This is a genomic window from Pseudomonas sp. Emmai (assembly GCF_055179735.1).
Window position 1 is genome coordinate 3,195,509 of record NZ_CM143685.1, and the last position, 21,444, is coordinate 3,216,952.

At 60.6% G+C, this 21,444-nt stretch carries 17 protein-coding genes; 8 read left to right on the top strand and 9 right to left on the bottom strand.

Features of this window, described 5'->3' with window-relative positions; translation table 11 throughout:
• Positions 1 to 42: 42 nt before the first annotated feature.
• Positions 43 to 1,992 (bottom strand): DNA topoisomerase III, encoded by a 1,950-nt coding sequence (locus ACY4LX_RS14765; protein ID WP_463260360.1) that lies wholly within the window; start codon positions 1,990 to 1,992, stop codon positions 43 to 45.
• A gap of 173 nt (positions 1,993 to 2,165) precedes the next feature.
• Between ACY4LX_RS14765 and ACY4LX_RS14770 the strand changes: the two genes are divergently transcribed.
• The 4 genes from ACY4LX_RS14770 (at position 2,166) to ACY4LX_RS14785 (ending at position 7,620) form a co-directional block, all read left to right on the top strand.
• Positions 2,166 to 2,834: a LysR substrate-binding domain-containing protein gene (locus ACY4LX_RS14770; RefSeq protein ID WP_463260361.1), complete on the top strand. Its 669-nt coding sequence runs from the start codon at positions 2,166 to 2,168 to the stop codon at positions 2,832 to 2,834.
• 101 nt (positions 2,835 to 2,935) lie between these two features.
• Positions 2,936 to 5,500, top strand: coding sequence for an S-type pyocin domain-containing protein (locus tag ACY4LX_RS14775; protein ID WP_463260362.1), 2,565 nt, complete (start codon positions 2,936 to 2,938; stop codon positions 5,498 to 5,500).
• On the top strand, positions 5,500 to 5,979 hold the full coding sequence (locus ACY4LX_RS14780) for a DUF6392 family protein (protein ID WP_463260363.1): 480 nt from the start codon (positions 5,500 to 5,502) through the stop codon (positions 5,977 to 5,979). Before ACY4LX_RS14775 ends, ACY4LX_RS14780 begins: the two co-directional genes overlap by 1 nt.
• 102 nt (positions 5,980 to 6,081) lie before the next feature.
• Positions 6,082 to 7,620, top strand: a complete 1,539-nt coding sequence (locus ACY4LX_RS14785; protein WP_463260364.1) for a bacteriocin immunity protein — start codon at positions 6,082 to 6,084, stop codon at positions 7,618 to 7,620.
• Between the two features lie 72 nt (positions 7,621 to 7,692).
• Here the strand turns inward: ACY4LX_RS14785 and ACY4LX_RS14790 are convergent, their stop codons facing one another.
• Both ACY4LX_RS14790 and ACY4LX_RS14795 read right to left on the bottom strand, forming a co-directional pair.
• Positions 7,693 to 8,022 carry a DHCW motif cupin fold protein gene (locus ACY4LX_RS14790; RefSeq protein WP_149658420.1) on the bottom strand — a complete coding sequence of 110 codons (330 nt, stop codon included), beginning with the start codon at positions 8,020 to 8,022 and terminating at the stop codon, positions 7,693 to 7,695.
• Positions 8,023 to 8,076: 54 nt separating this feature from the next.
• Positions 8,077 to 9,018 carry an AraC family transcriptional regulator gene (locus ACY4LX_RS14795; RefSeq protein ID WP_463260365.1) on the bottom strand — a complete coding sequence of 314 codons (942 nt, stop codon included), beginning with the start codon at positions 9,016 to 9,018 and terminating at the stop codon, positions 8,077 to 8,079.
• 158 nt (positions 9,019 to 9,176) lie between these two features.
• Between ACY4LX_RS14795 and ACY4LX_RS14800 the strand changes: the two genes are divergently transcribed.
• The 3 genes from ACY4LX_RS14800 to ACY4LX_RS14810 all read left to right on the top strand — a co-directional run bounded on the left by ACY4LX_RS14800 (position 9,177) and on the right by ACY4LX_RS14810 (position 12,230).
• The gene (locus ACY4LX_RS14800; RefSeq protein ID WP_463260366.1) at positions 9,177 to 10,010 is read left to right on the top strand and encodes an oxidoreductase; all 834 of its coding nucleotides are present in this window, start codon (positions 9,177 to 9,179) and stop codon (positions 10,008 to 10,010) included.
• Between the two features lie 148 nt (positions 10,011 to 10,158).
• Positions 10,159 to 11,568 carry a serralysin family metalloprotease gene (locus tag ACY4LX_RS14805; protein ID WP_463260367.1) on the top strand — a complete coding sequence of 470 codons (1,410 nt, stop codon included), beginning with the start codon at positions 10,159 to 10,161 and terminating at the stop codon, positions 11,566 to 11,568.
• 293 nt (positions 11,569 to 11,861) lie between these two features.
• The gene (locus ACY4LX_RS14810; RefSeq protein ID WP_149658416.1) at positions 11,862 to 12,230 is read left to right on the top strand and encodes a DUF427 domain-containing protein; all 369 of its coding nucleotides are present in this window, start codon (positions 11,862 to 11,864) and stop codon (positions 12,228 to 12,230) included.
• Positions 12,231 to 12,238: 8 nt separating this feature from the next.
• Here ACY4LX_RS14810 and ACY4LX_RS14815 read toward each other — a convergent pair whose 3' ends face one another.
• From ACY4LX_RS14815 to ACY4LX_RS14835, 5 genes are all read right to left on the bottom strand, one after another.
• Entirely contained in the window at positions 12,239 to 13,498 is a 1,260-nt protein-coding gene (locus ACY4LX_RS14815; protein WP_463260368.1) for an NAD(P)/FAD-dependent oxidoreductase, read from the bottom strand.
• Positions 13,491 to 15,068: an aldehyde dehydrogenase (NADP(+)) gene (locus ACY4LX_RS14820; protein ID WP_463260369.1), complete on the bottom strand. Its 1,578-nt coding sequence runs from the start codon at positions 15,066 to 15,068 to the stop codon at positions 13,491 to 13,493. The genes ACY4LX_RS14815 and ACY4LX_RS14820 overlap by 8 nt, the downstream gene beginning before the upstream one ends.
• A gap of 78 nt (positions 15,069 to 15,146) precedes the next feature.
• The gene (locus ACY4LX_RS14825) at positions 15,147 to 16,094 is read right to left on the bottom strand and encodes a dihydrodipicolinate synthase family protein (protein ID WP_463260370.1); all 948 of its coding nucleotides are present in this window, start codon (positions 16,092 to 16,094) and stop codon (positions 15,147 to 15,149) included.
• A gap of 51 nt (positions 16,095 to 16,145) precedes the next feature.
• Positions 16,146 to 17,072, bottom strand: coding sequence for a 4-hydroxyproline epimerase (locus tag ACY4LX_RS14830; protein WP_463260371.1), 927 nt, complete (start codon positions 17,070 to 17,072; stop codon positions 16,146 to 16,148).
• Between the two features lie 11 nt (positions 17,073 to 17,083).
• The gene (locus tag ACY4LX_RS14835) at positions 17,084 to 18,715 is read right to left on the bottom strand and encodes an APC family permease (RefSeq protein WP_149658411.1); all 1,632 of its coding nucleotides are present in this window, start codon (positions 18,713 to 18,715) and stop codon (positions 17,084 to 17,086) included.
• Positions 18,716 to 18,914: 199 nt separating this feature from the next.
• Between ACY4LX_RS14835 and ACY4LX_RS14840 the strand changes: the two genes are divergently transcribed.
• On the top strand, positions 18,915 to 19,679 hold the full coding sequence (locus ACY4LX_RS14840; RefSeq protein WP_149658410.1) for an AraC family transcriptional regulator: 765 nt from the start codon (positions 18,915 to 18,917) through the stop codon (positions 19,677 to 19,679).
• 102 nt (positions 19,680 to 19,781) lie between these two features.
• Here ACY4LX_RS14840 and lldD read toward each other — a convergent pair whose 3' ends face one another.
• The gene (gene lldD, locus ACY4LX_RS14845) at positions 19,782 to 20,927 is read right to left on the bottom strand and encodes an FMN-dependent L-lactate dehydrogenase LldD (RefSeq protein ID WP_463260372.1); all 1,146 of its coding nucleotides are present in this window, start codon (positions 20,925 to 20,927) and stop codon (positions 19,782 to 19,784) included.
• Positions 20,928 to 21,444: the final 517 nt, after the last annotated feature.

The window sequence follows — 21,444 nt, forward strand, 5'->3', positions numbered from 1 at the left end:
CGTCAATCTAAAACGCCCCGTTGTTGCCTGGCTGCCCACCCATTACGCTTTGCTCGCTGGTTTGGCGGCGCGCTTGGCGCCGGTCGCCGGTTTGCGCGCCGTGGCCTTGCGTTTTTTCTTCCACGGCGTGGCGCCGCGACCGGCCGGGCTCGCCGGGCCGCTGATGGTCATGCTCAGGCCGGCGCAACGGGCGACTTGCTTGCTCATCCACGCCGCCTGTTTGGTGACGAATTCTTCCAGGCTCATTTCACCGCTTTGCACCATGTCCAGGGCCTGTTCCCAGATCGCCGTGGTGCCCGGATCGGCGATGGCCCGCGGTACGGCGTCGATCAGGCTGAACGCTGCCGGCGTTGCGGCCAGGGCCTTGCCATTCTTCACCAGGTAGCCCCGGTCGAGCAGGCCCTGAATGATCGAGGCGCGGGTCGCTTCGGTGCCGATCCCGGTGGTGTCCTTGAGTTTCTGCTTGAGCAGCGGGTCTTCCACCAGTTTGGCGACGTTCTTCATCGCCTTGATCAGGTCGCCCTCGGTGAATGGCTTGGGTGGTTGAGTCCAGAGGTCCTTGAGTTTGACCTCGTCCACCGCGCAATCCCGTCCTTCGGCCAAGGCCGGCAGGGTTTGCGGCGCTGGCGCCTCACGGCCCTTGGCCGGGGCGAGGGCTTCGGGCAGGGCACGTTTCCAGCCCGGTTCGACGATCTGCTTGCCCACGGCGCGCAAGGCTTCACCGGCACAGTCGAAGTCGGCCTGGGTGCGGTCATATTCATGGTTGGGCAGGAACTGCGCCAGATAACGTGCGCGGATCAAGGTGTAGACCGCCCGCTGCTTGCCAACCAGCCGTTCGAGGTTTTTCGCGGCGGCGGTGGGGATGATGCCGTGGTGCGCGCTGACCTTGGCATCGTTCCAGGCCCGTGAGCGGCGTTGAGGCTGCAGATGCTCGTTCAACGCGTTCAGGCTCGGATCGGCCTGGCGCAGCGCCGCGAGAATACCGGGAGCTTCGCTGTGCTGGCTGACGGGCAGGAACCCGCAATCGCTGCGCGGGTAAGTGATGACTTTGTGGGTTTCGTAGAGCGCCTGGGCGATATCGAGGGTTTCCTGGGCACCGAGGCCAAGTTTCTTCGAGCAGACTTCCTGCAAGGTGCCCAGATCGAACGGCAACGGCGCGATTTCTCGCATGCGCTCGGTGCGCAGCTTGATCACCCGGGCGCTCGCCGCGCCGCTCATCGCCGCTGCCGCTTGCTGCGCCAGGGCCTGATTCAGACAGCGATCCTGATCGTCACACACATCGGAAGCTGCACGCCACTGGGCGGTGAACGCGGTGCCATCGTGCAGCAGTTGCACGTCGATGGCCCAATAGGCGACGGGGACGAAATCGGCAATGCTGCGATCCCGATCCACCACCAGGCGCAAGGTCGGCGTTTGCACGCGACCCACCGGCAGCACCCCTTGATAACCGGACTGCCGGCCCAGCAGGGTGAACAGCCGACTCATGTTCATGCCGATCAGCCAGTCGGCCCGGGAACGGCCCAGCGCCGAATGATAGAGACTGAAGGTTTCGGCCCCCGGCTTGAGCGCCGCCAAGGCCTTGCGGATCGACGCATCGTCCAACGCCGACAGCCACAACCGCTGGATCGGCCCGCGATAACGGCAATGCTCCACCAGTTCCCGGGCGATCATCTCGCCCTCGCGGTCGGCGTCGGTGGCGATTACCAGCTCTGTGGCTTCGCCGAGCAAGCGTTTGACCGCTTTGAACTGGCTGGCGGTGCGCGGTTTGACGGTCATCTTCCACTTGTCGGGGATGATTGGCAGGTCCGCCAGCACCCAGCGCTTGTAGCGCGCGTCGTAGGCATCCGGCGGAGCGGTTTCCAGCAGATGGCCGATGCACCAGGTCACCGTGACGTTCGTTCCCAGCCAGCAACCGTCGCCCCGGCGCTTGGCGCCGAGCACTGCCGCAATGTCTTTGGCCTGGGAAGGTTTTTCACAGAGGTACAGCTGCATAACCACCATCGTTCAAGTCGGTTTGAAGAAGGCGTACAGAATGCGCAGGGATTTTGATTGGGGCAACCTTTATCTGTATGGATATACAGATAAAAGGTTGCTGACGATGACGAAGCCTAGGCCGAAGCTTCAGTGCTGGCGACGGCTTTCCAACCGGCCAATGGTGTCAGGAAGTGCAACTCGAACCGGCGTTCGGTGAAAGCCCAGCGACCGTCTCGCCGCTGCGCGTCAGCCTGCCGATGATCGCCAAACCCTTTGTGTCGATTGTCGGCGAGTTTCAATCGCGCTATCCGCAGATTCAGCTCGACCTTGAATTCACGGATCGCCTGACCGATGTCATCACCGAAGGCTTCGACGCGGTCATCCGCAGCGGCGTGCCCAGGGACTCCGGGCTATCCGCGCGGCCGTTGGGCACTTATCGGATGCTCACGGTCGGATCGCCCGCCTACCTGGCTCGCCACGGTGTGCCGCAGCAGCCGGAAGATCTGCACCAGCATGCCTGCATCCATTTCCGCTTTCCCAAGTCCGGCAAGTTGCAGGCGTGGCTGTTCAATCGGGACGATCAGCCCGTTGAGCTGGAACTGCCGCGCTCCATGATTTGCAATTCGGTGGAAGGACGCATGGACCTCGCCATTCAAGGCCTCGGCCTGACGTATGCCGCCGACTTTGTGGTGCGCGAGGCCCTGGCCGATGGCCGGTTGGTGGAGGTGCTGGAGGACTTCACCTGGGAGAAGGGCCAGTTCAATCTGCTCTGGCCGTCCGGGCGGCAGGTGCCGCCGAAGTTGCGGGTGTTTATTGAGTTTTTAGTGAGTCATACACCCTTTACTCGCTCCGACGGATGACTGCACGTCCGCTCAAAAAATAAACCTCCTGCAATAACTATGTACCGCACCCACCCAACGCTCCATCGACATGCTGCGCCATACAGACAAGGAGTGACTGTATGGCACAAACATTTAAGGATGGATCAACAGGGGACGTCGTCATCAGGTCGGGGCCCTCATCTTCGGGTGGTGGTTTCAGCGGAGGTTTTGGTGGTGGCGGTGGTGTTTCAGGTGGTTTCGGCAGGACCAGCAAGAGAAAGCAGAAGGCTCGCAGACGAGCTATAGAAGCTGATCGTCAGGCAAAGGAAAAAGCCCAGGCGCAAGCAGCGGCGGCGGCTCAGGCCGAGGCGGCACGGGCTCAGGCCGCTGCCGCGCAGGCTCAAGAACAGGCGCGCGTTCAGGCCCTTCATCAGTTTCTGGGTTCGTTGGCGCAACGTCATGACGCCATACGAGCTGAGGCAGACCGAAGTTTTGCAGCCAAGGCCGCGCAACTCGCGCCGTCCCTCGCACAGGAAATATCCGCAGCGCGACGGCCGCCCATCTTTGGCTCCAGTGAACGCTGGCAGCTGTATGTCATTACCAAGGAAAAGAATGAAGTCGACGGGCTGATCGCCCGCAAAACCGCAGAGCTGCATGCGAAGAATGCGGTTGCCCGATCGTTCGATGGGCATGATCCGTTTACCCGTACATCGAACGACTACCTGACGCGCCTGGGGGCGTTCGGCCAAGCGCTGAATGACGGGCATCAGATTTGGGAAAACGCTTACAACGCAGCCCATGAAGCCCGACTGCTTTCGGCGCAAATCAACGCACTCACAGACAAGTCCACTGCGCTAGCCAGGCATCACGCCGAGCAGACAGTTGTGTGGCGTGAAAGAGAGGCTGTCTGGGAGCGCTACCGGCAGTACGCCGAACAGCGTGAGGCGCGAATTCGCTTCAAGCAGCAGGCCGATGAAGATGCTCGCTTAGGGCGAATCAAACAGGCCAATACGCTGACTGCGCCTGCGTCCTCTCTTGCCGCTGGCGGGATGATATGGACCCGAGAGGGTGTGCTCATCGCGCAAGAAGTCGCTGCTGTGCTTGAGAAAGCTGTCGAGGCTGCTGGCGAAACCCTCAAGGATTTCGGACGCATCGCGGCAAGGACCGGGCCGGTTTTCGTCACGGCAATGGTGTATTCGCCGACGTTGGGTGATGGCGAGTTGAGTGCCGAGCAACGTCAGCGCGAGTTCCAGTCAGTCTCCATTCCTGCAAAGGCGTTGGGCCTGGAGAACCCTCAAGCGCTGCAAGCGATTGCCGATGCGGGTGGTTCGGTAGAGATCGCGTACCGACTCAGAGCTGAAACCGTGCCGCAAGGTGCGGCAATCGTCGCCATCAGCACCGGTCATGGTGTCGATCAGCGTGTACCCGTCATCAACGCCGTACTCGACTCGCTCACCGGGTTCTATAGCGCAGAGGTTCCCGGGTCTCTGACTCGCCAACTGCAATTCACGCCAGATACTTCTGCGCCGGTAACCCGTACGAGTCCAGCGCGGTTGGGAGTTCTGGCGGCTCCAGTCCAGGATGTGCCGGCAGGTGTCGACTTGCGCATTCACGACTGCATTATTTGCGTGCCTGGCCTGCCGCCGACTTACGTGTCTTTCAACCTGCCTCCCCAGGGCTCAGGCATCGTCATTGGAAGTGGCCAGCCGGCCAACGCTGACTGGTGGAAAACAGTCGGTCAGGGTGCGCAAATACCGGCGCAGATTGGCGATCAGTTGCGTGGCCGGGAAATCAACTCGCTCGCGGCTTTCGACGCAACATTCTGGCGAACCCTCGGCGAGCAGCAGGCGCTCGCCGCTCAACTCGATGAGGTGAACCAAAAACGCCTCGAACAAGGTTTCGCGCCCTATGCCCCCAAAAGCACTTGGGTCGGGGAGCGACGTGAATTTGAACTGCGTTATCGGGAACTTGGCGAAAACCCCTTCAACCTCGACAAGATCACCATCACCACGCCGAAAAGTACCCAGGGACAGCTGGGGATATTGCCGGCAGTCGTGCCGTGGCCGATCCGCCCTGTTGGCTCGGGCACCTGGACGCCCCTGGTGCCACCGGGCATCGACCAACTCGGTCCTACACGTTTGCCCATCACACCGACAGCGCCTGGGGTTTACGCCGGCGGACCTATCGTCCCCGTCCTACCGCAGAACGAGACGTTTCCGGCTGTTGATCAAGGGCAGGTCGGTGCCAATATTCCGGGGTTCCCGGGGGATATGGAGTTGCCGTCGCCGGGGTTGGTGTTTGTCGGCCCTCCGGTGGAGCCGTTGGAGGTTGGCCCTTATAACGAACTCAGTGGCCGGAGCAGGGGGGATGGATTGGATATTGATCACATTCCTTCGCGCAAGGCTTTGGAGATTCATTTGATATACGCGTTTCCGGATATTAGTTATATGGAAAGGAGGGATTTCGTAAGGCGAGCCCCTAGCGTCGCGATACCTTCTGAAGTCCATAGAAAATTCAGCGAAACTTATGGCGGACGGAATAATCTGGAAAAACAAATGCAGGATGCGGACGATCTCAAACGCGCGGTTGATGCTAATTTTAATGCATTAAAAGAAGGGTTGTTACAGCACGGATTTGACGAGGCCTCAATCGAGGCGGTTCGCTTGAAACTCCATGAACTTCATATAGAGCAGGGGTGGTATTGATGGACATCGCAACGGTAAACCAATGGACAAGAAACTTAGGGGAAAGTTATGAAGAACTCGTGGGCAGAGGACTGATAACACCGGAGCAACCGTTAGAAACGTTGTATCCTGATTGTGACCTGCGGGACATGAATCTGGAGGCTGGCCTGAGCCTTACGTTTTGGGCAGAAACCAAACGACTTGAAACCCTGTTCGTTACGTTAATAAAGTCGACGCCATCAACTGTTGAGTATAAAGGCGATCTGCCTGCGCCCTATAAGTCGGTTATGACTCAGTCCGAAGTTCACGCAATATTTGGACAGCCAATGGAATCAAGAGGTCCCATTAGAATGCCGGATCCTATGGGGCAAACGGGTGGCTGGGAATCCTATCTTTTAGACCGCTCCTTATACCCTGGGAAAAAAGTCGTCTTTCAATACACTGCCGATATGAAAGTTAAAACGCTGGTTTTTACTTTAGTTGACAAGGGCCGTGGCTAGAATCAAGTATTTAATTGTTATTTTTGTGTATCTGCTCAGAAAAAATGAGCAGATACCTTTGAGTGACGAAGTTATGTGTTTGACATAAAGGAAAACCAAAAGATGGAACTTAAGGCAACACTTCAAAACTACACAGAGCCCGAATTCCAGGCATTGGTCGACAGAATCTGGGCCGTCGATCTGCCGAAACAGGATCACGACCGTTTAATCAATCATTTCGACCGAATCGTCGGCCACCCTCAAGGCGCTGATCTTCTGTTTTACCCCGCAGATGATATCAACCCGAACTCCTCGGGCTCTGTCGTGTACTACGTCAAAGACTGGCACCACAACCAGGGGCGTGCGGCGTTCAAAGGAGAGGGTGTTCCGACACCAATACCTGCGAGACCTTCTGCACCGTTAACTCCCGCGCAAATGACGCAGAAGCGTATAGCCCAGAGTTTGGCTGAAGTACAACAAATCATCGCTGACCTGACGACTTCCGAGCACGCTGTCCACGCGGCATTTCATGTTTTTGACCTGCGTATAAAACACGTTCATAGCCGGCAAAACACCCAAGTGGACATCCGAGAACAAGAAGCAGATATACGTGCGCTGGAAACCGCCGAGTTGGATGCACGGTTAGCGAGCCGCAAGTATGACTTCTGGAAAATGAGGGTCGAATTCAAAAAAGACGCCGCCCAGCGTGATCTCACTTACGTCCGCTCTGACCAGGCTCAATGGCAGAGCATCGCGCATCAAATCAGCGCTGCTCACGCAGGTTATCTGTCGACGTTGAACGCCACCGCCCAGACACTCCATCGCTTGCAAGTCGAGGCCGAAGCGCTGCTGGTCATGGCCCAGGCGCAACTGGTTCGTCAACGCAATACGCAAGGGGTTGGCCCGACACAAGCTCCCGGCATATTGGTCGCGCCACTTTCCTGCGGCGATGCGCGCCCCAGCATTTTGCTCAGCGGTGAGCTTTCGCAGCCGTTGGAGGCTCATCGGATCCCTTTGCTAAAAGCCCTGCGTTCGGCGGTAGCAGAATTCACTTGGCAAAATATTTCCGGAACAAAACCGCCTCAGGTCGAGCACGCCGCCGTCGTGCAGTTCGACTTTTCCAGTCGTGCCGAAACCGAGATGTTCGGGCTCAGCGTGCCTTTATCCGAGTTGCTGCCAACAGAAGGTGCGGATTGGCAGGGGTTGGCGGCGACTCGAGCCGAAGTCGATATCCCTTTCCGAATGCACAGTGGCAAGTTTTCCGTGCCACCGGGCACGATGTCTCGCGGGGTGCGAGAAACGAAGACGCTGTCTCAGGTATCCATTACCCCGACCACTGGCGATGGTTTGTCATCAAAAATCCGCGTACGAGCTGCCGTTTGGGATGAGCGTCTGAACGCATTCAGTTTCACTGCCGATGGTGTGGCGGCTGTTACGGTCAACTGGGTGGCGCCGGCCCGTCTTGAAGACACTCCGGGTATTGCGCCAGCGCCTGAGTATCGACTGGGATCCCTTCGCTCTGCTCTCGTGCCATTGCTGGAATCCTCCAAAGCCGAGGAGGTCCGGTTTGATGACTATGTCGTTGTCTTCCCGGCAGATTCGGGTCTGGCTCCGATTTATTTGATGTTCAGGGACCGAGGTGAGTACCCAGAAGTGGATTGAGAAACAGCGCCTGAAGTATTGATGTTGGATGTGTCGCCGCCTTCGCGAACAGGCTCGCTCCCACGGGAGATTTCAGTCGACGATAAACAATCTGGCACCAACGGCCGTCGAGGATCGATGGGCCTCGGCGTTGTCCGCCACCTGATAACTCATGCCAGGTGTAAGGACGAATTGGCGACCATCCTCCAGCTCGGTATGCAGTTCGCCTTCAAGACAAAACAGCACATGACCCTTGGAGCACCAGTGATCGGCCAGGTAGCCCGGCGTGTACTCGACGATGCGCACCCGAATCGCCCCGAACTGCTGGGTGCGCCATAACGCACTGCCGGTTTCTCCCGGGTGTTCGGTAGGTGGGATCTGCGACCAGTCGGTGGTGCCGAAGGGGATGTTTGCAATGTCCATTTTGCGCTCCAGAGGTTGGGGTATTTCGCCGTGATGGCCCGGCACTTTAACCGCTCAATGCGACGACACAAACACCGAATTTTCTACCGGCGGCGGCAGCGCAAACGCACCTTTCATCCGCGCCACTTCCTCGGTAGGCGTGCGGCCAAACAGCCTTTTGAACTCGCGACTGAACTGCGAGCCGCTTTCATACCCGACGTCCGCCGCCGCCCGCGCCACGCTGTAGCCGTTGCGCACCATCAACAGCCGCGCCTGGTGCAGGCGTGTGGATTTCAGGTACTGCATGGGCGAGGTGTGGGTGACGGCTTTGAAGTGCGCGTGGAAGGTCGGCACGCTCATGTTCGCTTGCGCGGCCAGGTGTTCGACGTCGAGCCGTTCGCCGAGGCTGCCGTGGATTTTGCGCAGGGCCCGGGAGATGCGTCCGAATTGCCCGCGAGCGGCGAGGGCGGCGCGCATTGACCCGCCTTGGGCGCCGGTGAGGATTCGATAGTAGATTTCCCGCACCAGCGCCGGCCCAAGCAGGCGACCGTCCAGTGGCGAGTCGAGGGCTTCCAGCAGGCGCAGCACCGATTGGCTCAGGCGCGGTTCCATCGGCGAGGCATACATGCCTTTGGGTTCGGCGACGGGTTGGTCGTCGAGTTGCAGCATCAGGTCGGCGGCGAGGTTGAAATCCAGATGAAAATAGATCGCCAGCAGCGGCTCCTCGGCACTGGCGTCGGTTTCCATGGTGAACGGCACGGGCACGGCAACGGCCAGATAGTGTTGGGCATCGTAGAGGTACGTCGCGTCGCCCCAGTACCCGCGTTTGCGGCCCTGACAGACGATGACGATGCCCGGATCATAGAGCACCGGTGTGCGTTCCAGCGCCCGGTTGGAGCGCAGCAAACGCACATCGGCCAGGGCCGTGAGGTTGTAACCCTCATCCGGGGCGAGTTTCGCCAGCAGCGCAATCGTCTGTATCTGGCAATCGTTTTGATCTACGCCTGAATCGCTCAAAAGACCTCTCCGCCCGATAACACAAGGCTCGAATGTGAACCGCTGCGAGCCGCAAATCAATCGCCTCATAGGATTAGGCAAAAGCCCCACAGTAATCGGCGTTCAGCCGTCGCCGTGGCCGCCCTATCATGGCCAACACATCACAGGAGAACGCGACCATGACGACCACCAAAACCCTCTTCATCACCGGTGTCAGCAGTGGCTTTGGCCAGGCGCTGGCTAACGAAGCCCTGGCCGCAGGCCACCGGGTGATCGGCACCGTGCGCAGCGAAACGGCGCGCATCGAGTTTGAACAGCACCCGTCGAAAAACGCTTTCGGCCGCTGCCTGGATGTCACCGACTTCAGCGCCATCGACGCGGTCGTCGCTGAAGTCGAAAACACCCTCGGTCCGGTGGACGTGCTGGTCAACAACGCCGGTTACGGCCATGAAGGGATTTTCGAGGAATCGGCGCTGGAAGAGATGCGCCAACAGTTCGATGTCAACGTGTTCGGCGCCGTGGCCGTGACCAAGGCGTTCGTGCCGTTCTTCCGTCAGCGTCGGGCCGGGCACATCATCAACATCACTTCCATGGGCGGCTTTATCACCATGCCCGGCATTGCCTATTACTGCGGCAGCAAGTTTGCCCTGGAAGGGGTATCAGACACCTTGAGCAAAGAACTCAAACCGTTCGGCATCGCGGTCACGGCGGTGGCGCCGGGCTCGTTTCGCACCGATTGGGCCGGACGCTCGATGCGCCGCTCCGAGCGCAGCATCGCCGACTATGACGCGACCTTCGACCCGATCCGCATGGCGCGCCAGGCCAAGAGCGGCAAGCAGTTGGGCGACCCGGTCAAAGCCGCCCAGGCCATGTTGACCTTGATTGCCAGCGACGCACCGCCAGCGCATTTGTTGCTCGGCAGCGATGCGCTGCAACGGGTGCGCGAACGCCTGGCAAGCATGACCCGGGAGATTGACGCGTGGGAGGCGTTGACTCGCTCCACGGACGGTTGAACCCCAGGGCTATCGAGAAATTGATTAGCGTCACGTTTCAAGCTGTGTCAGTTTCACCGCGCCTGCAATGGGGCGAGTGACAGGACGATCTCGCCAAGGGATCGCCGTGGTCTGTCGAAACTGACTACTTTGAACAAGGACGTAAACCATGTCTCAAGCAAAAGCCCGGACCAGTGACGCCTACTCGACCGTCGATACGTTCAGCCACTTGTACGACCGTGGCGGCAGTGCGCTGATCAACGGCAAGCCGTCGTTCACTGCCGACCAGGCGGCGGACCAGATCCTGCGCAAAGGCGCGTCCTGGCACGATCAGAATGCCGACGGCAAGATCGACCTCAGCTACACCTTCCTGACCTCGAAACCGGGCAACTACAACCCGGCCCTCGGCACGTTCGGCGAATTCAGCGCCCAGCAAAAGGCCCAGGCGGTGCTGGCGATGCAATCCTGGTCGGACGTGGCCAATGTCACTTTCCGCGAAGGCGCCGGTGGCGATGGTCACATGACCTTCGGCAACTACAGCAACAACACCGGCGGCGCGGCGTTCGCCTATCTGCCACAGGGCAGCCAGTACGATGGCCAGTCCTGGTACATGATCAACGACCAATACCAGGTCAACAAAACCCCGGACACCAACAACTACGGGCGCCAGACCCTGACCCACGAAATCGGCCACACCCTTGGCCTGTCGCACCCGGGCGTCTACAACGCCGGCAACGGCAACCCGACCTACAACGACGTGACCTACGCCCAGGACACCCGTGGCTACAGCCTCATGAGCTACTGGAGTGAAAGCAACACCCACCAGAACTTCAGCAAGGACGGCAGCGGCGCCTATGCCTCGGCCCCGTTGCTCGACGACATCGTGGCGGTGCAGAAACTCTACGGCGCCAACCTTGAAACCCGCGCCAGCGACACGGTCTACGGCTTCAACTCCAACGCCGAACGCGACTTCTACAGCGCCACCTCGGCCGCCTCGAAAGTGGTGTTTTCGGTGTGGGATGGCGGCGGTAACGACACCCTGGACTTCTCCGGTTTCAGCCAGAACCAGAAGATCAACCTCAACGAAGGCGCGTTCTCTGACGTGGGCGGTCTGGTCGGCAACGTTTCCATCGCGCATGGCGTGACCCTGGAAAATGCCATCGGTGGTTCGGGCAATGACCTGCTGATCGGCAACGCCGCAGCGAACGGTCTGGAAGGTGGTGCCGGCAACGACATCCTTTACGGTGCCGGTGGCGGTGATTCGTTGTGGGGCGGCGCCGGGGCGGACACCTTTGTGTTCGGCGCCTCCAGCGATTCGACCATGACCGCGCCGGACTGGATCATGGATTTCACCAGCGGCCAGGACAAGATCGACCTGTCGGGCATCGCCGAATTTGCCTCGGGTAATGCGACGTTGAATTTCGTCAGCGGTTTCACCGGGCACGCGGGCGACGCGATCCTGACCTGGTTTGCCGAGACTAATCAGACCAGTTTGATGGTCGATTTGACCGGCCATGGCGCAGTGGATTTCGCGGTGGGGATGGTGGGGCAGGCAGTGGCGAACGATATCGTCGCTTGATGTGAGGCAAGATCAAGAGATCGCAGCCTTCGGCAGCGCCTACGCGCCTGTGGGCGCTGCTGCAGGCTGCGATCTTTTGATTTTGTGATCCCGTTCGGCTGCGAAGCCGTCGCGATGGCGAAACATGGGTTATACCTGACAGTCGTGGTCCAAGGTTTTGGGTCTGCTTCCCCGCCCAGCCCGTAGGAGCAAAGCTTGCTCGCGATGGCGTTACGTCGGGTACACCGCGTTTTCGTTCATCGCGAGCAAGCTTTGCTCCTACAGGTTCATCACCGTCATGAGGAACGTATTCCATGAAAAGCTCCGGTCCCAGTCCTGTCATCACCATCGCCGAGCAACCCGGCTGTCTGTTGGTGAAGTTCCACGGTATTCAGGTGGCCGCATCCGCCCGGGCGCTGGTGCTGCTGGAGGCCAATTACCCTCCGGTGTATTACGTCCCGCGCGAAGACATCGACGAAAAATATTACGCCCGCACTGACCACACCAGCTATTGCCCCTACAAAGGCGATGCCAGTTACTTCAGCTTGCAGATTCCGGGGCATGAAGGCGCCAACGCGGTGTGGACCTATGAGAACCCCAAGGTGTCGGTCGAGCAGATTCGCAACTACGTGGCGTTCTATCCTGATCAGGTGAAATTCGAGATCCTCAATGAAGTTGAATGACTTTTTTATCAGAAGCGATCGAGCTGGTACGGTTCGATGGCCGGTAGTCCATGAGACGCAGTGGCCGCCGCCATGTGGGCGATCAGCTCGGCCGTGACGGCTGCCTGAGTCAACCCCAAATGCTGGTGGCCAAAGGCGAGTAATACCTTGCCATCGCACACCCGGTCGATGATCGGCAGCGAATCCGGCAAGGACGGGCGAAACCCCATCCACGGCGTGGCATCGTCAGCGTTCAAATCCCGGCGGAACAGGCCTTTGCTCAGCCGGTGCAACTGCCACGCACGCTCCATGCTCGGCGGGCGGTCGAGGCCGGCGAACTCGACGGTGCCGGCCAGCCTCAGCCCGCCGGCCATGGGCGTCATGATGAATTTGCGCTCCAGCGAGGTGACGGCGAACGGCAACCGATCCTGCTCGTGGGGCAACATCAGGTGATAACCGCGTTCGGTATCCAGCGGGACCTTTTTGCCGGTCAGCGCTGCGGTGAGCTTCGCCGAGTGGGCACCGCACGCGATCAGGACTTGGCGGGCGTTGAGACTGCCCTGGTCGGTGATCAGCGCGACGCCGTTCTCCCGCAAGTGTCCGCCCCGAACCTGCTGTTTCAGGAACTGCACGCCGCTGGCCTTGGCCGCGTCGACCAGTTCGCAGACAACCCGGTACGGATCAAGAAAGTGCCCGGTGCGCGGAAAGAACAAGCCGCCCTGAATCCGTTCACTAAGCTGCGGAGCAACCTCGCGTATCGCCTCGGCCTGCCAGAAATCCACCGGCACCTGCTGCTGACGCATCCGCGCCTGCAACGCTTCAATCGCCTGACGCGACTCGGCCCGCTCAAACACCAGCAACGAGCCGTCTTCCCTGAGCAAATCCGGGCGTGCAATGTCCGCCAGCAGCCGCTGCCACGCGCCCAGGCTGCTTTCATTGAGCGCGCGGATGCCGGCCACGGTGCGTTGGAACGGCGCCGGGCGCAGGTTCAACAACAGCCGCAGAAACCAGGGCAGGGCGCGCGGCAGGTATTTCCAGTCCAGGCGCAGCGGGCCCATCGGGTCCATGAGCATGGCGGGCAGGCGCTTGAGGATCGACAGGTCGGCAATCGGAAATACTTGCTCGGTGGCCAGGTGCCCGGCATTGCCGAACGAGGCGCCATGACCGGGCTCCTGCTGGTCGATCACCACCACCCGCAAACCCAGGCGGGCAAGGCGCAGGGCACAAGCGACGCCGATGATGCCGGCGCCGACCACGGCAATATCGTTCGAAGCGGACTGATTAGACATGGGCCTGGGCTTCTCTCTGGCCATCGAGCAGGCGGCGCAGTTGCAGCGGATTGCCGTGCTTGAGCGCGGCCGGCAACAAGCTGTCCGGGAAGTCCTGGTAGCAGACCGGGCGCAGGAACCGCAGGATGGAGGCGGTGCCGACCGAGGTCGAGCGCGGGTCGGACGTGGCCGGGAAAGGTCCGCCATGGACCATGGCGTCGCACACCTCGACCCCGGTCGGCCAGCCGTTGACCAGCAGGCGGCCGGCCTTACGTTCCAACAGGGGCAGCAACGCCCTGGCGCTCTCCAGATCGGCGTCATCCAGGTGCAGGGTGGCGGTCAGTTGACCTTCCAGGTGCTCGATAACCTGACGAATTTCGTTGTCGTCGGCACATTGCACGACCAGCGACGCGGCACCGAACATCTCGGCCTGCAACGTTGGGTCGCGCAGAAAATCCTGCGCCCGGGTCACGAACAAATGCGCCTGGCATTGGTTCGGTGTTTCACCCTTCAGGCCCGTGGCGGCGGTTTCTGCATGCATCAAACCCACGCCAGTCTTATAGGCCGTGGAGATGCCGGGCGTGAGCATGGTCTGCGCCGGGCTGCGTTGAACGAGATCAGCCGCTGCGCGGACGAAACGGTCCAACGCAGCGCCTTGATGGGCAATCACCAATCCAGGGTTGGTGCAGAACTGGCCAGCCCCCTGAGTGAGTGACGCGACGAAACCTTGTGCCAGCGTTTCACCGCGCGCTTGCAGGGCTGCCGGGAACAGCAGAACCGGATTGATCGAACTCATTTCCGCATACACCGGAATCGGCTCGGGCCGCGCCTGGGCCGCTTTGCACAACGCCATGCCGCCACTGCGCGAACCGGTGAAACCCACGGCTTTGATCCGCGGATCGCTCACTAGCGCGATGCCCACTTCGCGGCCCGAGCCGAACAACAGCGAAAACACGCCTTCAGGCAGGCCGCATGATTTCACCGCCCGAGCCACCGCTCGGCCCACCAGTTCGCTGGTGCCGGGATGCGCGCCATGGGCCTTGACGATCACCGGGCAGCCGGCGGCCAATGCCGAAGCGGTATCGCCGCCAGCGACCGAAAAGGCCAGCGGAAAATTGCTCGCACCAAACACCGCCACCGGCCCCAACGGCACCTGACGCTGACGCAAGTCCGGACGTGGCAGGGGCTGACGTTCCGGCAGCGCGTTATCGACCCGTACATCCAGCCATTCCCCAGCGCGCACGGTGCGGGCAAAGGTGCGCAGTTGCTGGCAGGTGCGGCCACGTTCACCCTGGATACGCGGGCGCGGCAGACCGGTTTCGGCGATCGCGCGCTCGATCAACTCATCGCCTAAGGCTTCGATCTCATCGGCTATGGCCTCGAGGAATTGGGCGCGTGCCGCCAGTGGTGTTTCGCGATAGCTGTCGAAGGCTGCCGACGCCAACGCGCACGCCTGTTCGACATGTGCCTCGGTGCCACCGGGATAAGCCGGTTCAAGGGGTTTGTCGGTGGCCGGATCGATCGCCCGGATCGCTTCGCGGCTACCGGTGATGGCGTGCCGACCGATCAGCATTTGGCCTGTCAGAGTCATGGCGCTTTCCTGGAAAAGAGGAGGGGGCCCGACTGCGAAACACGGCTGTCTCGCAACGGGCACGAACACGGGGTGGGATCAGGCGACGTTCTGCTCGGCCGACCAGTTTTTGTACCACTGGCGGAACAACGTGTACTGGTTCTCGGCGTAATGCCGTTGGGCATCGCTGAGCACATCGGTATCGTTGAAATGCAGGGTGTATTCCGTGTCGCCGTTGAGCACCATCAAGTGCTTGTAATAGAGCACCAGGTCGCAGCCCTCATCGAACGACGACAACACCGCCAGCGCTGATTCCAGCTCCCGGGCCAGGCGTCGGGCCTTGGCATCGCCCTTGGCCGCTTGCTTGCTCAGGGCCACCAGTTGCAGCACTTCCCGGGGCAGTGCGTTGCCGATGCCGGTAATCGCGCCGGTGGCGTTGCAGTTGACGAAGCCATGCACCACTTGGGTATCGACCCCGACCATCAGGGTGACGTCATCGTCCTTGGACGTGATGTTTTCGGCGGCGTAGCGCAGGTCGGCAGCCCCGCCGAATTCCTTGAAACCGATCAGGTTCGGGTGCTCACGGCGCAGTTCGAAGAACAGGTCGGCGCGGGTGGCGAAGCCGTAGTAAGGGCTGTTGTAGATCACCGACGGCAGGTTTGGCGCCGCTTTGAGAATGGCGGCGAAGTGGGCTTTTTGTGCGACGGGAGAGGCTCCACGGGACAGGACGCGCGGGATCACCATCAAGCCATGGGCGCCGACTTTGGCTGCATGGGCCGCGTGGGAGATCGCTTCGCGGCTGTTCACCGCGCCAGTGCCGACGATGGTCGGAACGCCGGCGGCGACCAGACGCGCCACGCCTTCCTGGCGTTCGGCTTCGGTCAGCAACGGCCAGTCACCCATGGAGCCGCAATACACGACGGCGCTCATGCCGATATCGATCAGCTCGCGACCCTTGGCCACCAATTTCTCAAAGTCCGGCTTGCGCTCAGGGGTGCACGGGGTCATCAGCGCAGGGATGCAGCCAGTGAAAATGTTCTCGCTCATGGTTCTAACTCCTCGAAACGTTTAATTGAAGGTGAAGGGGCACGGGGCAGCTCAAATGCCCCACGCGAAGGGATCCTGTTCGTCGATCAGTAGCGTGGCGTCGGCGGTCATGAAGGCCTGGCCGGTAATGAACGGGCGCACGCGTTCGCCTTCCCATTCGAAGCTGCCGATGAACTGGCTGCCGGTGATGCTCGCCTGGACCCAGGGCTCACCGGCGGCCAGTTTTCCATCGGCCGCCAGGCACGCCAGTTTGGCGCTGGTGCCGGTGCCGCAGGGCGAGCGGTCGTAGGCTTTGCCGGGGCACATGACGAAGTTGCGGCTGTCGGCGTGAGCGTCGTCGGCAAACAGTTCGACATGGTCGATCAGCGCGCCGTCTTCGCCGTGGATGCCCTGGTCTTCCAGGGCCTTGAGCATCGCCCAGGTGTAATCGGTGAGGGCTTCGACGTTGTCCATTTGCAACGCGTGGCCGTGATCGGACACCAGGAAAAACCAATTGCCGCCCCAGGCGATATCGCCATGCACGGTGCCATGCCCCGGCACTTCGACCGGCACTTGTTTGCGATAACGGTAGGCGGGCACGTTGCCCAGGGTCACCGTGCCGTCGTCGTGCAGCGTGGCGCTGACCGGGCCGACGGGGGTGTCGATCTTGTGCACGCCGGGGGCGATGTGCCCCAGGTAATGCAGCGAATTGACCAGGCCGATGGTGCCGTGGCCGCACATGCCGAGGTAGCCGGCGTTGTTGAAGAAGATCACGCCGCACGTGGCATCCGGCGACACCGGTTCGCAATACAGGGCGCCGACCAGCACATCGTTGCCCCGGGGCTCCAGCAGGCAGGCGCGGCGCCAGTGGTCATGTTGATCGCGCAGGGTATCGCGCTGCTCGGCCATGGTCTGGCCGGCCAATTGCGGGAAGCCTTTCATCACCAGGCGCGTCGGTTCGCCGCCGGTATGGGAGTCAATCACGTGAACCCGTTTCATAAACTTATCCTTTAGAAGTGTGCAGGCGCAGGGCGGCCTGTCGCAGTGCCGGCGAGGGTCGAATCGGCTTCGCTTTCATCGTCCTCGGATTCCAGACGGACCAAGTGCGCCGGTACGCCAGTCGCCGCGCCCCAGCAATAGATGCCCATGGCGCAGACCGCCACGACCACGGTGTCGAAGGGATGGCTGAGCACGCCCAGGCCACCAAAACTGCCGAGCTTGGACAGGACGATGGTCACGGCGTAGAAGCCGATCAGCCACGCCGATGAGCGCACTTGCTGGGCCAGGCTCAGGTGATTGGTCGGAACAAAACGACCGCACAACAGGTACACGACGAACATCAGGATTTGCAGGCCGAGCAGCCAGGACACGGTGGCCCAACCCGACCAGTAGACGATCAGCGCGGCGATGATGAACGACAGCGGACCGAGCACGCCCATCCACTTGACCCGGAACGGGCGCGGCATGTCTGGCGCGTTGCGGCGCAGGGCGGCGACGGAGACCGGCGCCACGGCGTAGCTCAACACCAGCGCGGCGGAGACCACGTTGATCAGCGCTTCCCAGGACGGAAACGGCAGGGTCCAGAACACCGACAGGGCAAAGGTCAGCCACAGCGCCGGGCGCGGGATGCCGGACTTTTCATCGATGCGGGTGAAGACCTTGAAGAACGTACCGGTTTGCGCCCAGCCGTAGATCACTCGCGGCGTGGCGTTCATGTAGATGTTGCCGCAACCGCTGGGGGAGATCACCGCGTCGGCGACCACCAGATAAGCCAGCCAACCCACGCCGAGGGCCAGGGCGATATCGCGATAAGGCAGCGCCAGTTCCTTGGCCACGCCGGCCCAGCCGTTGACCAGCATCTCGGTGGGCACGCCGCCGAGGAAAGCGACCTGCAACAGCACATAAATCAAGGTGGAAAGCAGCACGGACAGGATCAGCGCAATCGGAATGGTCCGTTGCGGATTCTTCACTTCGCTGGCCACCGAAATGATCGGCGTCAACCCCAGGTAAGCGAAGATCACACCGCCCGCGGACACCGCCATCTCAACCCCGGATAGACCGAATGGGGCAAAGCCCTGAGCCTGGAAGTTGGCCGGTTTGAAGAAGGTGAACAGCACGCCGATGACCAGCAGCGGCACGATGAACTTGAATACGCTGACCAGGTTATTCGCCATGGCAAACGTCTTCACGCTGCGGTAGTTGAGCACGAAGAACAGGCAGAGCAGGGCGAATTGCATCAGCCAGCCAATCATCGTCGGATCGCTGGAACCGGCCTTGGTCAACTCGGGAAACCACGCCGCCGCATATTGCCGGGAGGCGACCACTTCGATCGCCACCAGGCTGGTGAAAGCGATCAAGGTGATGAAGCCCATCAAGTAACCGAGCAGCGGGCCGTGGGAGTACACCGGGTAGCGAACCACACCACCGGCCCGGGGCAGCGCCGCGCCCAATTCACAGTAAACAATGCCCAGTAGCAACACGGCAAAACCGCCTAGCAACCAGGAAAAAATCCCCGCTGGACCTGCGATTGCCGACACGTGACTGGCGGCGAATAACCAGCCGGAGCCGAAGATGGCGCCCAGCCCGATGAACGTAAGGTCCATCAACGAAAGTTGCCTTTTGAACTTGCCTTTGCCTGACATAGCGTCGCGCCTTTTTGTGAGTTATTGGATAGGCAGGGGTGCATGCAATGGCCATAGAGTGAACGCGACGGCGCACGGGCGATTGATGTTTTGCGTGGGTATGGATGACGAAATCAGCACAATGCAGCGGTGCTCGACAGCGCACGCGGGACGGGGCAAGGTGAGCAAAAAATGCCTCAAGAGTGAGAGGGTGAGAGTGATGGCGCAGAGCGCGTTGGCGATGTTGTGCGGGGAGAACGACGCGGATCGTCCGGAAACCATCGAAGCATTATTGGCCGGCGTGGCACCGCTGTTGCCGATGCTGGATGTGATCCCGAATGCGGCGATCTTTATCAAGGACGTCCAGGCGCGCTACGTCATGGCCAACCTCGCCCTGGTCCAGCGCTGTGGCATGAAACCGCTGCTGGGCAAAACCAGCGCCGAGGTGTTTCCAGCGCAGTTGGGGCCGGGCTACACCGAGCAGGATCGACGGGTCCTGGAACAGGGTTTGGTGCTGGAAGATCAACTGGAATTGCACTTGTACGGCAGCCGGGAGCCCGGTTGGTGCCTGACGCACAAACGCCCGTTGTACAACCGCAACGGTGAAATCATCGGCCTGGCCGGAATCTCGGTTGATCTGCAATCGGCCAGCGACACGCATCCGGCTTACCAGCGTCTGGCGGCGGTCGATGAACACATTCGCGCGCATTTCAATCGCCGGGTCACCTTGGGCGAACTGACGCGCATCGCCGGTATTTCCGTGGCGCAACTGGAACGGTACTGCAAGCGCGTGTTCCACCTGACGCCTCGGCAGATGATCCAAAAGGTGCGCCTGGAACATGCGCATCGTCTGTTGCACACCGACATCCCCATCACCGAAGTCGCCCTGCAGTGCGGCTATACCGACCACAGCGCGTTCACGCGCCAGTTCAAGGCGCTGACCGGTTTCACTCCGCGTCAGTACCGGCAGGCCACCGCGCAATGAGCGGCAGAGGTCGTTGATCGTTCCCACGCTCCGCGTTCCAGCTCCGGGAAGGGACGCAGAGCGTCCCGGGCTGCATTCCCACGCGGAGCGTGGGAACGATCTTCACTGCCGGACAGCGCTCACCAGCGTCGATTCATCAATCTGCCCAATCGACGTCACCCCGGTCAACGTCATGGCCACGCGCATTTCCTTGGCAAAAATATCCAGCATGTTTTCCACCCCGCGCTGCCCATCCGCCGCCAGCGCATAAGCCATGGAACGCCCGAGCAACACGCCTTTGGCCCCCAGCGCCAACATCCGCACCACATCCAGCCCCGAGCGAATCCCCGAGTCGACCAGCACGGTCAAATCGTCGCCGACGGCTTGCATGATCGCCGGCAAGGCCTTGGTGGTGGACAGCACGCCATCCAGCTGCCGCCCACCGTGGTTCGACACCACGATGCCGTCCGCACCAAAGCTCACCGCGTCCTTGGCATCCTGCGGATCGAGAATGCCTTTGATAATCATCGGGCCTTCCCAGAAATCACGAATCCATTGCAGATCGGCCCAACTGATCGACGGGTCGAAATTCTTCGCCAGCCAGCCCATGTAGTCTTCGAGCGTGACGGCTTGGCCCAGATAGGCCGAAATATTGCCCAGGTCATGCGGCCGCCCCATCAGGCCAACATTGAACGCCCAATCGGGTCGGGTCATCGCCTGCAACATCCGCCGCGACGAAGCAAATGGACCGGACATCCCCGAGTGCGCATCCCGATATCGCGCGCCGGGCGTGGGCATATCCACGGTAAACACCAGGTTCTTCACCCCGGCCGCCTTCGCCCGCTCCAGGGCATTTTTCATGAAACCGCGGTCTTTCAACACATACAGCTGGAACCAAATGGACTGTTGACTCTGCGCCGAGACTTCCTCAATCGAACACACCGACACCGTGGACAGGCACAGCGGAATACCTTTGTTCTCCGCCGCACGCGCCGCCTGCACCTCACCACGCCGGGCAAACATGCCCGTCAGGCCCACCGGCGCGAGGATGATCGGCATGGCCAGGGGTTGGTTGAAGAGGGTGGTTTCCAGGCTCAGGGTTTCGACGTTCTTCAGAATGCGCTGACGCAGGCTGATGCCCGTCAGGTCGGCACTGTTGGCCCGCAACGTATGCTCGGCGTAAGCACCGCCATCGATGTAATCGAACAGGAATCGGGGAAGTTTACGGCGTGCTGCCTCGCGGTAGTCGGATGCGGATGAAATGATCATGGGGCCTCGGTCTGGGGAGTGGCGGGGCGGTGGGTGGCGTCGAATCGCTCATATCAAGAATGCCCTGGCTTGTGCATGTCCATGCGCAAACCAGTAGGCAGGCTCATTAAACAATAGATTCGATGTCCAGCGTATGAGGCATACCGCTGCGGGAGGCAAGCATTAGGTCGCCATCGTTCTGTTGCGGGATCATTGCAAACTTCGCCTTCAGGGTGTCAGATTTCAGTACTGAGTCCGCTAAATTTACGTTAACAGTTGCGCTTTCAGGGACTGGTATGGGTTCTCGTAATACCCTTCACTTACGACGAAAGCACACATGGCTGTCCTCTTCGGACAGCTTTAGGCACCCAGGCTCAATGGTCAGTTGCATATCGTGGAAGCTAGTTGCCAATCCCTCTGGAGGATAATCAGATATTTCTTTCCAGCTAAAATACAGCAATCTTCCTGAAGGCCCTATATCAAACCATTGAATGTCGACAGTTTCACTATAGTTGTAGGGGTGACGGTAAGGGGGTGT